We start from the raw sequence: 18,103 nt of genomic DNA on the forward strand, positions 1-18,103 counted from the left end.
GGCGATAAACACATCAACAGGAACACAAATGGACCAGTACGTCGTATTCGGTAATCCCATCGGCCACAGCAAGTCGCCATTGATCCACAGCCTGTTCGCCAGGCAGACAGAGCAGCAACTGGATTACCAAACCGCGCTGGCGCCACTGGATGACTTCACGGCCTTCGCCCGGAATTTTTTCCAGACTGGTCGCGGAGCCAATGTGACGGTGCCGTTCAAGGAAGAAGCTTATCGCCTGGCTGACAGCCTGACCCAACGTGCCCGGCGCGCAGGTGCCGTGAATACCTTGAGCAAGCAGGCCGATGGCACGTTATTGGGGGATAACACCGATGGCGCCGGGCTGGTGCGTGATCTGACGGTCAATTACGGTGTCAGCCTGCAAGGCCAGCGTATCCTGCTGCTCGGTGCCGGTGGCGCTGTTCGGGGGGCTCTGGAACCGTTGCTCGCGCAGAAACCTGCTGCACTGGTGATTGCCAATCGGACAGTGGAAAAAGCCGAAAACCTGGCTCAGCTCTTTACCGACCTCGGTCCGGTATTCGCCAGCGGTTACGACTGGCTGGAAGAATCGGTCGACCTGATTATCAACGCCACCTCCGCCAGCCTCTCGGGCGAGTTGCCGCCGATTGCCCCCAGCCTGATCCAGTCGGGTCATACCTTCTGCTACGACATGATGTACGGCAAGGAGCCGACCGCCTTCTGTCGCTGGGCGAGCGAACACGGCGCAGCCCAGGCTGTGGATGGCCTGGGTATGCTTGTGGAACAGGCTGCCGAAGCCTTCCTGCTATGGCGCGGCGTGCGGCCGGATTCCACGCAGGTCCTGGCCGAAATGCGGCGGCAGTTGGCGAGCGCCTAATCCTCGAACAGGATCGGGCACTTGTCCGCGCCTTCCAGCTTCTGCAATTCTTCGACGACCTGCTGCCGGGCGCGGCGTAAAGTCAGCGTTCGGTCCTGTTTGAGCAGGCGTCGTGCCTCCTGGTGCAGCATTTCCACGCCCGAATAGTCGATGAAGTTGATGTGCTGGGCGTCGATCACCACGTGCTTGCCTTCCGTGCGTTGCAGGCGGGTTTGCAGGTAGTGACTGGCGCCGAAGAAAATCGACCCGCCGACGCGCATGATGTCTTCGTCACCTTCGCGCCACTGCTGCACCTTGGGCTGCGACGTGCGCTTGAGGTAGAAGAACAGTGAAGCCAGCACGCCCGCGTAGATTGCGGTCTGCAACTCCAGCAGCAGGGTTGCGACACAAGTCAGCGCCATCACGAAGAACTCTGAACGGCTGACCCTGAACAACGCCGCGATACCGCGATGATCCACCAGCCCCCAGCAGATCAGCAGAATCGAGGCCGCCATGCCCGGAATCGGAATGTGGGCAATCAATGACGCGCCCACAATGGCGAACAGCATGACCCACAGCGCCGAAAATACACCCGCCAAAGGCGAGCGTGCACCGGCTTCATAACTCAAGGCGGCGCGGGTAAAGGAACCTGCAGACATGTAGCCGGAAAACAGTGAGCCAACCATGTTCGACAGGCCCTGGGCGCGGACTTCCTGGTTGGCATTGATCAACTGTTGAGAGCGCGCCGACAGCGAACGGGCAATTGACAGGCTGTTTACCAGCCCGAGCATGCCTATGGCTACTGCGGTGGGCAGCAGTTTGAGGATCAACTCCAGGTCCAGCGGCAGCGGGCTGAAAGGCGGTAACTGTCCCACGAAAGCCTTGACCACCTTCACATGGCCAAACATCGCAGGCCACAGCCAGGCCAGCAGGCTGCTCGACACCAGCGCGATCAATAGCGTCGGCCAGCGCGGCACGAGATATTTCAGGGTAATGCCCAGCGCCAGAGTCAGCAGACCGAGAATCAGCGAGGGCTTGTCTATTTCCTGGCTGTGTTCGAGGACCGCCGTCAGGCTGTTGAGGGCGGTGTTCTGGCTGGGCAGGTCGATCCCGGTCAGATTCGGTATCTGCCCCAAGGCAATCACGATGGCCGCACCCAGCGTGAAACCCAGCACCACGGAATGCGAGACGAAATTCACCAGCGCGCCGAAGCGCATCATGCCCAGCAGCAACTGAAATGCTCCGGCAATGAACGTCAGTAACAGGATGAGGGTGATGTAATCCTGACTGGCCGGAACCGCCAAAGGGCTGATGCTGGCATACAGCACGATGGAAATGGCGGCTGTCGGCCCGCAGATCAAATGCCACGAAGAACCCCACAGACAGGCGATCAGTACCGGCACGATGGCGGCGTACAAGCCATATTCCGGGGGAAGACCGGCGATCAGCGCGTAAGCGATGGATTGTGGCAGTGCCAGAACGGCACCACTCAACCCGACCAATGCATCACGGCCAACGCTGGCGCGGGTCTGTCCGGGCAGCCAGGCGAGAAAAGGCAGGAATTTATGACGGTTGAACCAACCCATGAAACCCTCGTCGATTGGTTGCGGCAGCCAAGGTTACACGGCAAGACGGCGCTTATGCACTCGCAGCGCAGCCAGTATCATCTGAAGAAGTCGAGGGATACGGGAGATCAGGCATGCGCGAGTGTGTCCGCATGCCTGATCCTGAAGAGATGTCAGGGGGAATCAGTACCAGTTCGGGTCTTTGCTCAATTGCTCTTTCAGCAATTGCTGCATGCCTTCATCCGGTTTGCCCAGGAAACGGTAGGTCGCATGCCGGGTAGGCGATTTGTCGGCCGGGAGTCCGGCAGGCACTTCGACCAGCATGGCGTAGGCATCTTCCTTATCGAGGCTGAACGACACGATGAGGCGTTTGCTGCGACAGGTTTCTGCGGTTTCGCACAGAGGGCCGACGAGGTAAGGGTCCCCGTCTTCGGTGACGGCTGTCATCTGTTCGGAAGTACCGGACAGGTTGATGACCCATTCGGGCAACCGTTCCTCTTTCTGTACAACCTTGGTCCACGTCTGGCGGTACTCGGGCGCAGAACTCAACAGCTCATTGACACGAGCCTGACCGTCATTGGCGGCTACTGCCATGGCACTGCCGCCCATCAACAGGGCGGCGGCCAGTGATTGCAAGGATTTGCCCATTACTCAGCCTCGTCCACGGCGTCCGAAGAAGAAAGATACGACGAACATGACCAGGAACACGATGAACAGAATCTTGGCGATACCTGTTGCAGTGCCTGCGATACCACCGAAGCCCAGGACGGCAGCGACAATGGCGATGATCAAGAACGTGATAGCCCAACTCAGCATGGTGATACTCCTTTTTACAGCTATTTGAATTTGGAACGTTTCGTTCGGTTTTTCCGGATCAGAAGATCCATTTTTGCGGCGTTACTACTTCTTCGTTTGCAGACACCAGACCCTCTACCGGCTGGGTTCCGAGTCCATTGATCTGTGCAGTGCGCGTCAGGCTCTGATGCGACATGCTGATCTTGATGATTTTCTGTTGGGTCTGGGCCGCTTCACGCGACTGATCCCAGCTCTGGAATTGCTGGACCGCAATCAGGGTAACGAGCAAGGCCAGCAGCAGAAAAAGGCCTTGTTGGATGTGCAAGGATGAAATACGCAAATGAGCAATATGCTGGCTGTTCATCCTTAAACTCCCTTTACCTGAACGGTGTGGTGAATGTGGTTGGCCATAAGGTCAGGCCTTGGATGAAAGGGATATTGCAGGCTGCATGCCATTTTTTGATTTTTTAATAATCTCAATAAAATCAAAGGCTTGAGATATTCTCGAAAAAGTTCCGGCCAGCAAGCTGCACGATCGACCCCCTGCGGTCGTGCGTTCTGCACGAATGCCTGAAAGCCTGTTCAAACCTATAAATCCGTGGCATCGGGAGGTCATGGTTGCGAACCATGACAGGCGGAATAAATATCGTCAGGAAAATCAGGTGGTTAGCCAAGGCTCGAACAGATAGCTAACATGCATGTCACAGAATCAATCAGAATCAACCATGCAACTTGCCCGATGATTCCGACACTAACCAAGATCATTTACTTAGGAGCGTAGGAAAAATGGAGACAGCCACTGAGAATCAGGGCCGTATTCTGCTAGTGGACGACGAGTCCGCCATCCTTCGCACGTTCCGGTATTGTCTGGAAGATGAGGGTTACAGTGTCGCCACTGCCAACAGCGCAGCCCAGGCCGACACCTTGATGCAGCGCCAGGTGTTCGACCTGTGCTTTCTGGACTTGCGTCTGGGCGAGGACAACGGGCTGGATGTCCTGGCGCAGATGCGTATTCAGGCGCCATGGATGCGCGTAGTGATCGTCACGGCCCATTCGGCGGTCGATACCGCGGTCGATGCCATTCAGGCCGGTGCCGCCGATTATCTGGTCAAGCCTTGCAGCCCGGACCAACTGCGTCTTGCCACTGCCAAACAGCTGGAAGTCCGGCAGTTGTCTGCCCGTCTGGAAGCGTTGGAGGGTGAGATACGCAAACCCAAGGACGGCCTGGACTCACACAGCCCGTCGATGATGGCCATTCTGGAAACGGCTCGGCAGGTTGCCGTGACCGACGCCAACATCCTGATCCTGGGCGAATCCGGTACCGGTAAAGGTGAACTGGCTCGCGCCATTCATGGCTGGAGCAAGCGGGCCAAGAAGTCCTGCGTCACCATCAACTGCCCTTCCCTGACTGCCGAACTGATGGAAAGCGAACTGTTCGGTCACAGTCGTGGAGCCTTTACCGGCGCCAGCGAAAGTACCTTGGGTCGTGTCAATCAGGCGGATGGCGGCACGCTGTTTCTTGATGAAATCGGCGATTTTCCACTCACGTTACAACCCAAGTTGCTTCGCTTTATTCAGGACAAGGAATACGAGCGCGTCGGCGACCCGGTCACGCGGCGTGCCGATGTACGGATTCTGGCGGCCACCAACCTGAACCTGGAAGACATGGTGCGCAGCGGGCGCTTCCGTGAGGATCTGCTGTATCGCCTGAACGTGATCACCCTTCACCTTCCGGCGCTGCGTGAGCGAAGCGAAGACATTCTGACGCTGGCTGACCGCTTCCTGGCGCGCTTCGTCAAGGATTACGCCCGACCGGCTCGCGGGTTCAGCGACGAAGCCCGTGCGGCACTGCTCAACTACCGCTGGCCCGGCAATATCCGTGAACTGCGTAACGTCATCGAGCGCGCCAGCATCATCTGCCCGCAGGAGCGTGTCGAAGTCAGCCATTTGGGCATGGCCGAAGTCCCGACCAACAACGCGCCTCGCGTGGGCGCTGCCTTGAGCCTGGATGAGCTGGAAAAGGCTCATATCGGTGCGGTCCTGGCTACCAGCGACACGCTCGATCAGGCCGCGAAGACTCTGGGCATCGACTCTTCGACGCTTTATCGCAAGCGTAAGCAGTACAACTTATGAGTTGTTCTGTATGAAACTGGCAATGAAGTTACGTACCCGCCTGTTCCTTAGCATTTCGGCGTTGATGACGGTTGCGTTGCTGGGGCTGCTGCTGGGTCTGGTCAGTGTCATGCAAATGGCCAAGAGTCAGGAAGCGCTGATCCAGGGCAATATCAGCAACCTCGAGCTGGGCCTGAAGCTGCGGCAGAACCTTGGTGATCAACTGGTGATAATGATCAGCCCGTCGCCTGACAAGCGCGTGCTGAAGACCTATCAGGATGAGTTTCACACGTTGCTGGCCGAAGGCATCGAGCGTGATGCGCAAAACATGGTGCAGGGTCGCTTCGAGAATACGAGCCGGTACTATCAGCGTTTCATCGAGGCCTCTCAGCGCTTCGCGGACGACACGCGTGCAATGCATGAAAATCCGGAGCTGCGGGACAGCTTCGACGCCTTGCGCAACGACTTGCTGGATACCCATGGCGAGGCCCTGCAGAACATCAGCACTGCCGAAGCCTATTCCCGGGAGCGTGCGCTGTGGATTGCCGGGTTGCTTGGGTTGGTAGGCATCGCGGTGCTGTGCGTCGGATTCATCACTGCCCATGGCATTGCCCATCGCTTTGGCGCTCCCATCGAGGCCTTGGCCAAGGCGGCCGATAATATCGGCCAGGGCAACTATGAAGTGACGCTGCCGATCTCTTCGGCAGCCGAAATGAACCTGCTGACCCGACGTTTCGGCCTCATGGCCGAGGCTTTGCGTCAGCATCAGGCCACCAATGTCGATGAGTTGCTTGCTGGCCAGCAGCGTCTGCAAGCGGTGCTCGACAGCATCGACGACGGCCTGCTGATGATCGATCGCCAAGGCCGTCTGGAGCATTTGAACCCTGTAGCTCAGCGCCAGCTCGGCTGGGACGAGAGTCGTCTCGGGCGTGGTCTGGGTGAAGCGCTGGAGCATCCAGAACTGGATGAACAGTTATTCCTGATCCTGCGTGGCGGGACTCTGGAGCATGCGCCGGAAGACCTGGGTATCGATATCGATGGCGAATCCAGGCTGCTGACCTACAGCCTGACACCCGTCAGCCATACCAAAGGCCACATTCTCGGTGCCGTGATGGTGCTGCGTGATGTGACCGAGCAACGGGCGTTCGAGCGGGTGCGCAGCGAGTTCGTCCTGCGCGCTTCTCATGAACTGCGCACACCGGTGACCGGTATCCACATGGCCTTCGGGTTGTTGCAGGAGCGTCTGCATTTTGCGGCAGAGTCCCGCGAAGCGGACTTGCTCAATACCATCACCGAAGAAATGCAGCGCCTGATGCAACTGATCAACGACCTGCTGAATTTCTCGCGTTACCAGAACGGATTGCAGAAACTCAAGCTGGCTCCTTGCTCAATCAAAAACCTGCTCGAAGAAGCCAGAGGCCGCTTCGAGGAACAGGCCAGGTTGCGCGACATCACTCTGATGCTGGACATTCAGGAGCCCGTCTCCCATTTGCATGCCGATCAGGCGCAGCTGGAGCGGGTGCTGGATAACCTGCTGGACAACGCACTGCGTCACACCCCTGAAAGCGGCTTGATCCGCCTGCAGGCCCGCCGTCATGGCGAGCGTGCAATCATCAGCATTGAAGACAACGGCGAAGGTATTCCTTACGGGCAACAAGGAAGAATCTTTGAACCGTTCGTGCAGGTAGGCCGCAAGAAAGGAGGCGCCGGTCTCGGCCTGGCGCTGTGCAAGGAAATCGTGCAACTGCACGGTGGGCGAATGGGCGTCTACTCACGACCTGGGCAGGGGACGCAGTTTTACATGGCGTTGCCTCTGTGACGGGTAACTGTTCTCCTACTCCGGGATCGGAAACGCAAAAACCTGGCTTGCTGCCCTCACGCCACATCATCTTTGCGCCGCCCCGTCCCTCTTCGACCGCCGGTGACCAGTTCGCAGAATCGGGTGGCGGTCAGAGGGCGGGCGAATAGCCAGCCCTGGCCGTAGACGACGCCTTCGCTCCTGAGCAGGTGGGCCTGGGATTCAAACTCTATGCCTTCGGCGATCACCCGCAATTGCAGGGCGTGGGCCATGCGGATGATATGGGGCGCCACACCGCTGCTGGCGGCGTCGTGGCCTAATGCATCAATGAAGGCCTTGTCGATTTTCAGGCAGTCCACCGGCAAGGTTTGCAGGTAGGCCAGGCTGCAATAGCCGGTGCCGAAGTCATCGATCAGGATCTGATGGCCGCGGTCGCGCAGCATTTGCAGGTGGTTGCGCGCCACGACCACATCGATCAGGCCGCGCTCGGTCACCTCGAACGCGATCTGTCGGGCAGCCACCTTGTGCTGGGCCAGCAATCTGGCCGTTACGCGACCAATACGCGGGGCGATGACATCGCAGGCTGCCAGGTTCACCGAAACGTACAGATGCGGGTTGGCGCGCAATAGCGGTCCGAGTTTTTCCAGCGACTGCTGCAAGACAAAGTCGGTGATTTGGCGGATCTGCCCGGTGTTTTCAGCCAGCGGGATGAACAGGTCCGGGCTGGTCAGTGTGCCGTCCGGCCTGCGCCAGCGCACCAGCGCTTCGGCACCCACACACAAGCCGGTTTCAAGGTTGAAGATGGGTTGATAGAGGACTTTCAATTCCTCGCGCCGCAACGCCCCCGATAACTCGGCCCCCAGGGATTTGCGCTGCTGCATCAATTGCAGGACCAGCGCCGCGATGCATAAAGACATTAACAGGCTGGCGGGCACCAGCAACCTCCAGGCTCCGGTGATCTTTACCTGCAAGTCGGTGCGCGGGGTTATCAGCACCAGTTGATATTCCGGGCTCTGGGTGGGCATGCGGTAGATCAGTTGGTTCGCTGTCGTGATCAGCGTGGTGTTGCTGTCCGGCAACCAGTCTTTCACGGGCGGCCAGGCTTGCGCCGGTCCCAGCACCGGTATCGCCCGGGTGCCGTTATCGAGTACCACCAGCAGACTGCCGCCCGCCGGAAGATCCACCACATCCGTCAGATGTCCCCGTGAAGTCGATATCCGAAAATCGCCACGGCCTAATACCAGTGCCGCCAGATTATCGTCCGGCTGGGTCGAGGTGTTGAGCCAGTAATCGTAGGTCGGGCCGCGAATGTCGGGCTCCCGTGGTTCGCTGAGCACCTTGGGCCGTGGCCAACTGGAGCAGGTGCGTGCGTCTCCCACATACGCGGCTTCATAAATGAAGCGGTGGCTGGAAATGACCTCGCGCAAGCGCCCGACCATCTCCGGGCTGCATCGCCTCAGCGGTTGCTGCTCCAGTTGATCCAGCCCGGCTCTCAGTTGACCGAAAAGCTGCTCCAGTCGCACCAGGAAGCGCTCGCCCTGAGCGTTCATCTGCAGGCTTTCGTTTTGTCGCGCCTGATGCATGGCCAGCCCGAAACTGCCGAATAAAAAGACAGCCGCGCTCAACAAGGCCGCCAGCAACGCCAGCAGCCAAGGGTGGGAAAGGTGAATGCGAAAGCGCGTTTGCGCGATGAGCATCGGTGGATATCCGCATGGAATATCCATCAGGTATAGCAACAAGCGCGCAAATAGCTTGGTAAAGAATGCAGCCCTGAAGCCAGATTTAGTCGACCCGGTTGAGCACCTTCAGGATGGCTGCGCTCTGGATATCGGGTTGCCCGTCGAAACGCGCCGGACGGTAATGCATCTGGAAAGCAGCCAGAACGTTGCGTGTAGCGGTGTCCAGCTCGCCGGTCTGCGGCGTGGTGTAACCCAGGCGTGCCAATTGTTCCTGGAACCAGATGATGCTGGGCAGGTTATCCATCATCTGCGCCTGACGCTGAGCGACCTGCCGTTCGTCTGGCCAGATGCCGATACCTTCATGAGCCAGTCGTTTCCAGGGGAACAGCGGGCCCGGGTCCAGCTTGCGCATCGGGGCGATATCGCTGTGTCCGATGATGTGCCGGGGGTCGATATTGTTGCGCTTGATGATGTCCTTGAGCAGCACGATGATCGACTGGACCTGGCTTTCGGTGTACGGATACCAGAGGCGTCCCGTGGGCGTATCGGTGTAGCCGGGGTTGACGATCTCGATGCCGATCGAGCTGGAGTTGAGCCAGGTACGGCCTTCCCATTCACTCTCGCCGGCATGCCAGGCGCGGGCACTTTCATCGACCAGCTTGTAGATCGTTGCCGGGTTGTCATCGCCGATCAGGTAATGGCTGCTGACTTCGCCATGGGTCAACAACTCCAGCGAGCGCTCAAGCGAGGCGGAGGTGTAGTGCATGATGACGTACTGAACACGGCCGTCATGATTGACCGAAGGATGGCTGGTATCGAGTTTTGGCCCGCTGGAACAGGCAGTCAGGACCAGAAGGAGGAATGCAGGGAAGAACAGCTTCATGGCAGTCAGGATACGTCGGCAGCAAATGCAACATCATAACAAAATGCGACCGAATTGCTTCATCTGTGAAACGTCGATGGATTCCAGATGTTTCAGTCAGCCCTGTTCGACGCAATTCCTGCCGTTTTCCTTGGCCCGATACAGCGCCTGATCGGCCCGTTTGAGCGCGATATCGCTGCGCTCGCCGGTGCGCAAGGCGGTTACGCCCATGGATACTGTGATCGTTACCCGTTCGCCCTTGAAGTGAAACGGGCACAGTTCGACCGCAGCCCGCAGTTCATCGAGCAGCGTCAGGGCTGTCGAGACGTGGGTGGCAGGCATGAGCATGACGAACTCTTCGCCGCCGAAGCGGGCCAGGAAGTCTGTAGGGCGGATGCGTTTTTTCAGGACGCTGGCTACGATCTTCAGCACCTTGTCACCGGCCAGATGCCCGTAGCCGTCGTTGATCCGCTTGAAGTGATCCAGATCCAGCATGCACACCAACAGGCTGTTCTTGTCCTGTTGCCATTGTGCGATTTCCTGCTCCAGACGCTCGCCCCATGCCGCACGGTTGGGCAGGCTGGTCAACGGGTCGATCAGGGCTTTCTGGCGTTGCTCTTCAAGGTGACTTCGGAAACCCAGGGCTTCCTGCTCCATGCTGGCGACACGGGCGGCGAGGCCTTGCAGTCGCGAGGCGACCTCCTGCTCGCGGTCATCACGTTTGCGCTGATAGTGATCCATCGTGCTGAGCAGGCCTTCCAGTCGCTTATCCAGTACCTGCTTGAGGCTGGGCAGGTCGGAGGCGTCCTGGACGCTGCTCTGCAAGCCACCCACCTGTTCGCGCAACTGCTCGTTGAGATCGCGAGCGGTGGACTGGTTTTCTGCATGATCTTCGCTGGCGGCCTGCAGATGGCTCTGGAACGACTCCAGCCGCTCGTTGAGTTGCTTGAGATACGTCCCGAATTCCTGCTGGCCACCGTTATTGATCGCCAGCATCAGAACGGCCAGATCGTCGAGGATCGGCAGCAGTTCATACCAGTTGAGCCCGTGTTTGAGGCGTAACTGCATGTCTTCGACTTGCGGGCGATGGTGCTCTGACAAGGTCAGGTCCTTGAGCAGCCCCAGCAAGGTTTCTTCGATATGGGTCGCCACCGAGCTGTAGCTCGGCTCCGGGGAGTAAGGCAGGGAATAGTTGGGATCACCCTCGCTGGTTTCTTCCTCATCAAGCGCTGGCTCATCTTCGCTGTCGCTCTCGACGGAGGCTTGTTCGATGGGAACATACTCGTAAGGCACGGTGGGCGTTGGCGTCAGCAAGTCTTGCGGCGGAGCCGGCACCGGTGCGGGAACCGTTTTTTCGACTGGGGCGGGAGCGGCGGCTACCACCTCAACCGGCTTTGGCGCTTCAGCGACGGGCTCAACCACAGGTGCGGGAGCGGGAGTCTCTGTCTTTGCCTCGGCTTTGGGGGGGGCAATCTCGATTTTTGGTACTGGCGCGGGGGCGGGCTCAGGGACCTCGTTAACGTCTTCATGCTCCGGCTCGGCAGAGGCAGGTACAGACGGATGAACGAGCTGAGCGCTTTCGGGGCCATGGGCCGCCTCGCCATGTTCTTCGCGGGTGCCGAACAGGCGTTGCAGGATTCCGGGGCGAGGGCCTTCTTCGTGCTTTTCAAGCAAGGTCAGCGCCTTGCCTTGCAAACCGCTGAGTTCGCTCAGCAGCAACGGCAATTCCCGAGCCTGGGCGGCGCGGTCCTCAAGATCCTTGGCAAAACGCTTGAGGGGTTTGCGTACCTCGCGGGGCAGCGGCAAGGATTGCAGTTGGGTTACCAGCGCATTCAAGGCGCTGCTGATCTGCCCGACCCGCACTTCACGACGTTGCTCAGAGTCCAGCACTGCCTTTTCAAGGCGCGGTATCAGAGCGGCCAAGCCCGCATCCATGTCGTCCTTGCGCACGATTTCGCGCATTTCCTTCATGCATTCGTCGACAGAGCGGTCGGTACCTTCCGCCGCGAGACTACTGCGGACCAGACCTCGGCGCAGCAAGTCGAGCCGGGCGTTCCAGCGTTCCGCCAGTCTGTCCTGCTGCTCGATACCCTTGAGATACTTCTCTTTCCAGCGCTCGGCTTCTTCGCTCATTCAAGGGGTCCACCAGAAAGCACGGGTAGCGAGTCCCCACACAGCGAAGCAGGCAGGCGAATCTCTACAGCAACGGGCAGGTGATCGGAAATGGGTTGGGCCAGTACCTGAACACGTTCGAGCGTCAGTGTCGGGCTGAGCAGAATATGATCGAGGCAGCGCTGTGGCCGCCAGCTGGGAAAGGTTGCCTCGACTTGCGGGGCCAGAAGACCAAGATCGCGCAGCGGCGAATGTTCCAGCAAGTCGTTGGCATGGGTGTTCATGTCGCCCATGAGGATCTGGTGGCGATAACCGCCAATCAGTTCCCGGATATAGGCCAGTTGCCGTACACGAGTGCGTGGCCCAAGGGCCAGATGCATCATGACCACCACCAGCGCGTCCTCGCCTTCCCCGAAACGGACAAGAATGGCACCGCGTCCGGCAGGTCCGGGCAATGGGTGATCTTCGATCTTGCCGGGACGCAGGCGGCTGAGCACGCCATTGCTGTGCTGGCCCAGACGACCCAGGTTGCGATTGAGCTGCTGATACCAGTAGGGAAAGGAACCGAGGTGGGCCAGATGTTCGACCTGATTGATGAAGCCGGAACGCAGGCTGCCGCCATCGGCTTCCTGCAACGCCACCAGATCGAAATCGTTGAGAAGATCGCCGATCTTCTGCAGATTGCCCGCACGTCCACCGTGGGGCAGCAGATGTTGCCAGCCGCGTGTCAGGTAGTGCCGGTAACGCTCGGTGCTGATACCGACCTGGATGTTGAAGCTGAGCAACCGAAGCCGGCCATCGGCTGGCAGTCCGCTTTGCAGCAGATGGTGTTCGTTGACCTGCGGATCATGCAGGCCAACGACTCGCTCCGTGCCCTTGCCCCAGCGGCGCATGGCGAACGGCTCTTACTTGCTTGCCTTGGCGGCCGCTCGCTCTTTGGCGATCAGCTGGTCAGCAACTTCCAGGGTCGCTTCCGGGCCACCGGAGCTGCCCAGGTCGAAACGGTATTTACCGTTAACGATCATGGTCGGTACGCCGGTCACTTCGTACTTCTTGGCCAGCTCCTTGTACTGGGCAATCTTGCCTTTCACTGCGAAGGAGTTGAAGGTTTCGAGGAACTTGGCTCTGTCGATACCCTGTGTGGCGACGAAATCAGCCATGTCTTCCGGCTTGGTCAGCGGCTTGCGGTCTTTCTGGATTGCGTTGAATACAGCCGCGTGAACCTTGTGCTCTACGCCCATGGTGTCCAGGGTGATGAACAGTTGACCGTGGGCATCCCAGGCGCCGCCGAACATTGCCGGGATACGGACGAAATTGACGTCCTCAGGCAGTTTTTCAGCCCATGGGTTGATGGTCGGCTCGAATGCATAGCAATGCGGGCAGCCATACCAGAACAACTCTACTACTTCGATCTTGCCTGGCTCGGAAACAGGCACAGCGCTGTTCAATACAACATATTGCTTACCAGCTTCGATGGGTGCGGCAGCCTGGGCGGACATACCGAACAGGCTGGCGGCAACCAGAGCGGCGCTGATGATCAGATTACGCATGCTTTACTCCTGAGCAGATTGAGTCGCCTTGACGCGACGGTTTTTCGACCAGCCACCAAGGCGTGAGTTCTTAGTGTAACGCTGGCGATCAAAAAAAAGGGCAGCCCGGGCCACCCTTTTTGCATGTGTCATGAAGCACGTCACGTCTGAACCGCAGATTGCTTGCACGAATGCCTGTGAATCGATCAGTGCAGGCCCTGGATATATTGCGCCAGAGCCTCGATATCCTTGTTGCTCAGCTTGGCCGCGATAGAGCGCATGACCATGGTGTCACCATCATTGACCCGATCGCCTTCGCGGAATGCAGTCAATTGTTTCTTGATGTAATCGGCGTGCTGGCCACCCAGATGTGGATAACCGGCCGGAGCATTGCCGGTGCCGTCAGGTGAGTGGCAGCCGGTGCAGGCTGGCATGCCCTGATCCAGCTTGCCGCCGCGGAACAGTGCTTCGCCGCGGGCCACCAGACTGGCGTCGGCTGCACCGATGCTGCCTTTCTGGCTGGCGTAATAGGCGGAGATGTCCGCAAGGTCCTGATCGTTGAACGGAGTCAGCAATCCGGTCATTTCCAGTACCGGTCGCTTGCCATCCTTGATCTCGTGCAACTGCTTGAGCAGGTAGCGCTGGCCCTGGCCTGCCAGTTTCGGGAAGTTGGGAGCCAGACTGTTGCCATCAGTTCCATGACAGGCGCCACACACGGCTGCCTTTGCCTGACCGGCAGCCGCATCGCCGGTAACGTCGGCTGCCTGGGTCGCCCCACTGATGCCCAGCGTCAACAGCAGACTCACGAATAATTTGTTCATCAGGTAATCCAGATCGGCTAATGGTGAAAAGTTAGGTAGCAGGTGATTTGCTCATCTCCAGGATGATGGTTCGCAAATGCTGACTACTGCGGTCCTTGCACATTTCACGCGCGGCATTGTTACGATCCTGGCAAAAGGAGCTCCAAAACCCTCTTGCGCAGTAAAAACCTTTCAGGTTGAAAGCGGACTGCGTTCTAATGCGCATATTAGTTCTCGCTTCGGTGTTCTTCCCCCGCTGCCGGGGAATTCACACACAAAATTTGCGGCATTATATACTCGCGCTATCCAAACGGAAACGACACCTCTTGCCGCACCCCTTGCAGGCAAGGCCTTCACCGGAAATCACATGCAACTCAAGAACCCCATCCTCGGCCTGTGCCAACAGTCCACTTTCATGCTCAGCGCCGCCAAGGTCGATCAGTGCCCTGATGACGAAGGCTATGAAGTCGCGTTTGCCGGGCGTTCCAACGCGGGCAAGTCCAGCGCGCTCAATACGCTGACCCACGCCAGCCTGGCGCGCACCTCGAAAACGCCGGGGCGTACGCAACTGCTGAACTTCTTCAAGCTTGATGACGACCGCCGTCTGGTGGACCTGCCCGGCTACGGCTACGCCAAAGTGCCGATCCCGCTCAAGCAACACTGGCAGCGTCACCTGGAAGCCTATCTGGGCAGCCGCGAAAGCCTGAAGGGCCTGATTCTGATGATGGACATCCGTCATCCAATGACCGACTTCGACATCCTCATGCTGGACTGGGCAATCGCCAGCCAGATGCCGATGCATGTCCTGCTGACCAAGGCTGACAAACTGACCTACGGCGCAGCCAAAAACACGCTGCTCAAGGTTCAGTCGCAGATCCGCAAGGGCTGGGGCGAAGCGGTCACCATCCAGCTGTTCTCGGCACCAAAGCGCATGGGCCTGGAAGAAGCCTATACCGTTCTGGCCGACTGGATGGAGCTGGAAGACAAAGCGCCTGCCGAAGGGTAAATCGCAGGCAAAAAAAACCCCGGACTTCATATGGGGAGGGGGGAAGTTCGGGGTTCAAGGTCCAGACCCTTAGGGCGGGATCCGGATATCTGCCAACACTTAACACAACTAGGAGCATGACGGGTTTCTCAACCCGTCGAAATCTCTGACTCGCAGCTGGCCGGTTAAGTTCCCGGCCAGCCGAAAAGTTCATGCAGGCAGGGCGATCAGTGCGCCTCGTCCCAGTTGTTGCCCACGCCCACTTCAACCAGCAACGGCACGGCCAGTTGCGCAGCGCCGCTCATATGCGGGCGAATCTGCTCGCTGATCTGCTCGACCAGATCCTCGCGCACTTCCAGTACCAGTTCGTCGTGAACCTGCAGGATGACGCGGGCATCGAGGCCCGACTCTTCCAGCCAGCTGTTCACTGCAACCATGGCTTTCTTGATGATATCGGCGGCTGTGCCTTGCATCGGTGCGTTGATCGCTGTGCGCTCGGCCCCGGCGCGTTTCATGCCGTTGTCGGAGTTGATGTCCGGAAGGTAGAGGCGACGCCCGAAGAATGTTTCGACATAGCCCTGCTCTTTGGCTTTCTCGCGAGTGCGCTCCATGTACTCTCGCACGCCAGGGTAGCGAGCGAAGTAACGCTCGATATACGCCTTGGCCTGCTTGCCATCGACGCCGATCTGACGAGCCAGGCCCGATGCGCCCATGCCGTAGATCAGCCCGAAATTGATCGCTTTGGCGCTGCGGCGCTGATCGTTGGTGACCTCATCCAGCTCGACCCCGAAAACCTCGGCCGCCGTCGCACGGTGCACGTCCAGGCCATTGCGGAAAGCATCCAGCAACCCTTCGTCGCTGGCCAGGTGCGCCATGATCCGCAACTCGATCTGCGAATAGTCCGCTGCCAGCAGTTTGTAACCCGGCTGGGCAACGAATGCCTGACGAATCCTGCGCCCTTCTGCTGTGCGCACCGGGATGTTCTGCAGGTTGGGTTCGCTGGACGAGAACCGTCCCGTTGCGGCGCCCGCCTGGTTATAGGACGTGTGAACGCGACCGGTCCTCGGGTTGATCTGCCCTGGCAGGCTGTCGGTGTAGGTGCTTTTCAGCTTGCTGATCGAGCGGTACTGCAACAGCAAGGTGGGAAGCTCATGGCCTTGCTCGGCCAGCTTGACCAGCACATCTTCCGAGGTCGAAGGCTTGCCCGTGGGCGTTTTGCCAAGAATCGGCAGGTTCAGTTTTTCATAAAGGATTTTCCCGAGCTGGGTCGTGGAGCCCAGGTTGAACTCCTCGCCTACCAGAACAAAAGCCTGGCGCTCCAGTTCGACCATGGTGTTGCCCAACTCGACACTTTGAATGCCGAGCAGATTGGCATCCACTTTCGCGCCTTCGCGTTCGATCTTCGCCAGTACAGGCACCAGCGGCATTTCGATTTCGGTCAGAACGCGGGACAGCGCAGGCTCGGCTTCCAGCTTTGCAAAAAGAGTCTGGTGCAGACGCAAGGTCACGTCTGCATCTTCAGCCGCATAAGGGCCGGCCTGCTCCAGAGCTATCTGGTCGAACGTCAGTTGCTTCTTGCCTTTACCGGCGATGTCTTCAAAGCTGGTGGTCTGGTGACCAAGATACTTCAGCGCCAGGCTGTCCATGTTGTGGGCAGTGGCTACGGAATTCAGCACATAGGACTCAAGCATGGTGTCGAAGGCAACGCCTCGCACGGTAATGCCATTTTCCTGATCGCCACCAATGGCGCAGTTGGCCAGAATGTTCATGTCGAACTTGGCGTTCTGCCCGACCTTCAGGATGGCCGGGTCTTCCAGCAGCGGCTTGAGGGCCAGCAATACGGTGTCGCGGTCCAGTTGGTCCGGCACGCCCATGTAGGAGTGGGTCAGCGGAATATAGGCGGCTTCACCGGTCTTGACCGCAAAGGAAAGGCCCACCAGTTGCGCCTTTTGCGCATCCAGCCCGGTGGTTTCGGTATCGAAGGCGATCAGTTTGGCGGTGCGCAGTTTTTCCAGCCAGACGTCGAAGCGGGCCTGATCGAGGACGGTTTCGTAGTGCAGCTCGATTTCGGAGGCGACTTCTTCCTTGACGATTTCCACACCGGCGCGCTTGGCTTGCCGTTGCAGATCCTCAAGCCAGCTCTTGAATTCAAGCTCGGTATAAAGCTCGGTGAGCTTTTCCAGATCCGGCTCGCCGACCTGCAACTCGTCGAGAGTGATGTCCAGCGGCACATCGACCTTGATGGTCGCCAGCTCATAGGACAGAAACGCCATGTCGCGATGTTCTTCGAGCTTGGGTGCCAGGGTCTTGGCTCCCCGGAAGGCCATGCCCGCCACCGAGTCGAGGTTTTCATACAGCTCTTTCAAGCCACCGCCCACACCCACCAGCAGGCCCACGGCCGTTTTTTCGCCTACGCCTGGAACGCCGGGGATGTTGTCGACTTTATCGCCCATCAGGGCCAGATAATCGATGATGTGCTCAGGACCGACGCCGAATTTCTCTTTAACGCCAGGGACATCCAGCACGCTACCGGTCATAGTGTTGACCAGCGTAATGTGGCCGTCGACCAGTTGCGCCATGTCCTTGTCGCCAGTGGAGATGATCACCGGCCGATCCGCCGCCGCGCTACTGCGCGCCAGGGTGCCGATCACGTCGTCAGCCTCGACACCTTCCACGCACAGCAGCGGGTAACCCAGCCCTTTGACGCAGGCATGCAACAGGTCGACCTGGACGCGCAGATCGTCCGGCATGCTTGGGCGGTTGGCTTTGTACTCGGCGAACAGATCGTCCCGGAAAGTCCCGCCCTTGGCATCGAAAACCACCGCGAAGGGGCTTTTCGGGTATTGCCGGCGCAGGCTCTTGAGCATGTTCAGCACGCCCTTGACGGCCCCCGTCGGCAAACCTTTGGACGTGGTGAGAGGTGGCAGCGCATGAAAGGCGCGGTACAGGTAAGAAGAACCGTCCACCAGGACGAGGGGCGCTTGGCTCATGAGCAGAATCAACCTTTTCGGCGGGGTCGGCGCTAGAATGCGAG

General features: G+C 58.9%; 15 protein-coding genes. 4 read left to right on the top strand and 11 right to left on the bottom strand.

Annotated features, from left to right (window positions below; all coding sequences use genetic code 11):
- Positions 1 to 28: 28 nt before the first annotated feature.
- A complete protein-coding gene (gene aroE, locus CKW23_RS18230; RefSeq protein ID WP_025257793.1) occupies positions 29 to 853 on the top strand; it encodes a shikimate dehydrogenase in 825 nt (274 codons plus the stop codon).
- Here aroE and CKW23_RS18235 read toward each other — a convergent pair.
- From CKW23_RS18235 to CKW23_RS18250, 4 genes are all read right to left on the bottom strand, one after another.
- Positions 850 to 2,418, bottom strand: a complete 1,569-nt coding sequence (locus CKW23_RS18235; protein WP_025257794.1) for a SulP family inorganic anion transporter — start codon at positions 2,416 to 2,418, stop codon at positions 850 to 852. The two genes, aroE and CKW23_RS18235, sit on opposite strands and share 4 nt — an antisense overlap.
- 162 nt (positions 2,419 to 2,580) lie before the next feature.
- Complete coding sequence (locus CKW23_RS18240; RefSeq protein WP_095068091.1) at positions 2,581 to 3,045, bottom strand: inhibitor of vertebrate lysozyme family protein; 465 nt, start codon at positions 3,043 to 3,045, stop codon at positions 2,581 to 2,583.
- Between the two features lie 3 nt (positions 3,046 to 3,048).
- On the bottom strand, positions 3,049 to 3,213 hold the full coding sequence (locus CKW23_RS18245; protein WP_025257796.1) for a DUF1328 domain-containing protein: 165 nt from the start codon (positions 3,211 to 3,213) through the stop codon (positions 3,049 to 3,051).
- Positions 3,214 to 3,271: 58 nt separating this feature from the next.
- The gene (locus CKW23_RS18250) at positions 3,272 to 3,556 is read right to left on the bottom strand and encodes a hypothetical protein (protein WP_025257797.1); all 285 of its coding nucleotides are present in this window, start codon (positions 3,554 to 3,556) and stop codon (positions 3,272 to 3,274) included.
- 422 nt (positions 3,557 to 3,978) lie between these two features.
- Here CKW23_RS18250 and algB point away from each other — a divergent pair, with 422 nt between their 5' ends.
- Positions 3,979 to 5,325 (top strand): sigma-54-dependent response regulator transcription factor AlgB, encoded by a 1,347-nt coding sequence (gene algB / locus CKW23_RS18255; protein ID WP_025257798.1) that lies wholly within the window; start codon positions 3,979 to 3,981, stop codon positions 5,323 to 5,325.
- Positions 5,326 to 5,335: 10 nt separating this feature from the next.
- Entirely contained in the window at positions 5,336 to 7,123 is a 1,788-nt protein-coding gene (locus CKW23_RS18260; protein ID WP_025257799.1) for a KinB sensor domain-containing domain, read from the top strand.
- A gap of 56 nt (positions 7,124 to 7,179) precedes the next feature.
- Here CKW23_RS18260 and CKW23_RS18265 read toward each other — a convergent pair whose 3' ends face one another.
- The 6 genes from CKW23_RS18265 to CKW23_RS18290 form a co-directional block, all read right to left on the bottom strand.
- Complete coding sequence (locus tag CKW23_RS18265) at positions 7,180 to 8,799, bottom strand: EAL domain-containing protein (protein ID WP_025257800.1); 1,620 nt, start codon at positions 8,797 to 8,799, stop codon at positions 7,180 to 7,182.
- An 85-nt stretch (positions 8,800 to 8,884) separates the two neighbouring features.
- Positions 8,885 to 9,664 carry an N-acetylmuramoyl-L-alanine amidase gene (locus tag CKW23_RS18270; protein WP_095068092.1) on the bottom strand — a complete coding sequence of 260 codons (780 nt, stop codon included), beginning with the start codon at positions 9,662 to 9,664 and terminating at the stop codon, positions 8,885 to 8,887.
- Between the two features lie 96 nt (positions 9,665 to 9,760).
- On the bottom strand, positions 9,761 to 11,776 hold the full coding sequence (locus CKW23_RS18275; RefSeq protein WP_095068093.1) for a GGDEF domain-containing protein: 2,016 nt from the start codon (positions 11,774 to 11,776) through the stop codon (positions 9,761 to 9,763).
- A complete protein-coding gene (locus CKW23_RS18280) occupies positions 11,773 to 12,648 on the bottom strand; it encodes an endonuclease/exonuclease/phosphatase family protein (protein WP_025257803.1) in 876 nt (291 codons plus the stop codon). The genes CKW23_RS18275 and CKW23_RS18280 overlap by 4 nt, the downstream gene beginning before the upstream one ends.
- 12 nt (positions 12,649 to 12,660) lie before the next feature.
- The gene (locus CKW23_RS18285; RefSeq protein WP_025257804.1) at positions 12,661 to 13,305 is read right to left on the bottom strand and encodes a thiol:disulfide interchange protein DsbA/DsbL; all 645 of its coding nucleotides are present in this window, start codon (positions 13,303 to 13,305) and stop codon (positions 12,661 to 12,663) included.
- 185 nt (positions 13,306 to 13,490) lie between these two features.
- Positions 13,491 to 14,105 (bottom strand): cytochrome c, encoded by a 615-nt coding sequence (locus CKW23_RS18290; RefSeq protein WP_025257805.1) that lies wholly within the window; start codon positions 14,103 to 14,105, stop codon positions 13,491 to 13,493.
- 346 nt (positions 14,106 to 14,451) lie between these two features.
- Here CKW23_RS18290 and yihA point away from each other — a divergent pair, with 346 nt between their 5' ends.
- Positions 14,452 to 15,090, top strand: a complete 639-nt coding sequence (yihA, locus tag CKW23_RS18295; protein ID WP_025257806.1) for a ribosome biogenesis GTP-binding protein YihA/YsxC — start codon at positions 14,452 to 14,454, stop codon at positions 15,088 to 15,090.
- A 206-nt stretch (positions 15,091 to 15,296) separates the two neighbouring features.
- Here the strand turns inward: yihA and polA are convergent, their stop codons facing one another.
- Positions 15,297 to 18,059, bottom strand: a complete 2,763-nt coding sequence (gene polA, locus CKW23_RS18300) for a DNA polymerase I (RefSeq protein ID WP_095068094.1) — start codon at positions 18,057 to 18,059, stop codon at positions 15,297 to 15,299.
- Positions 18,060 to 18,103 lie beyond the last annotated feature (44 nt).

The sequence above is a fragment of the Pseudomonas sp. Irchel 3A18 genome, from assembly GCF_900187465.1.
In the GTDB taxonomy this organism is placed as follows: domain Bacteria; phylum Pseudomonadota; class Gammaproteobacteria; order Pseudomonadales; family Pseudomonadaceae; genus Aquipseudomonas; species Aquipseudomonas cichorii.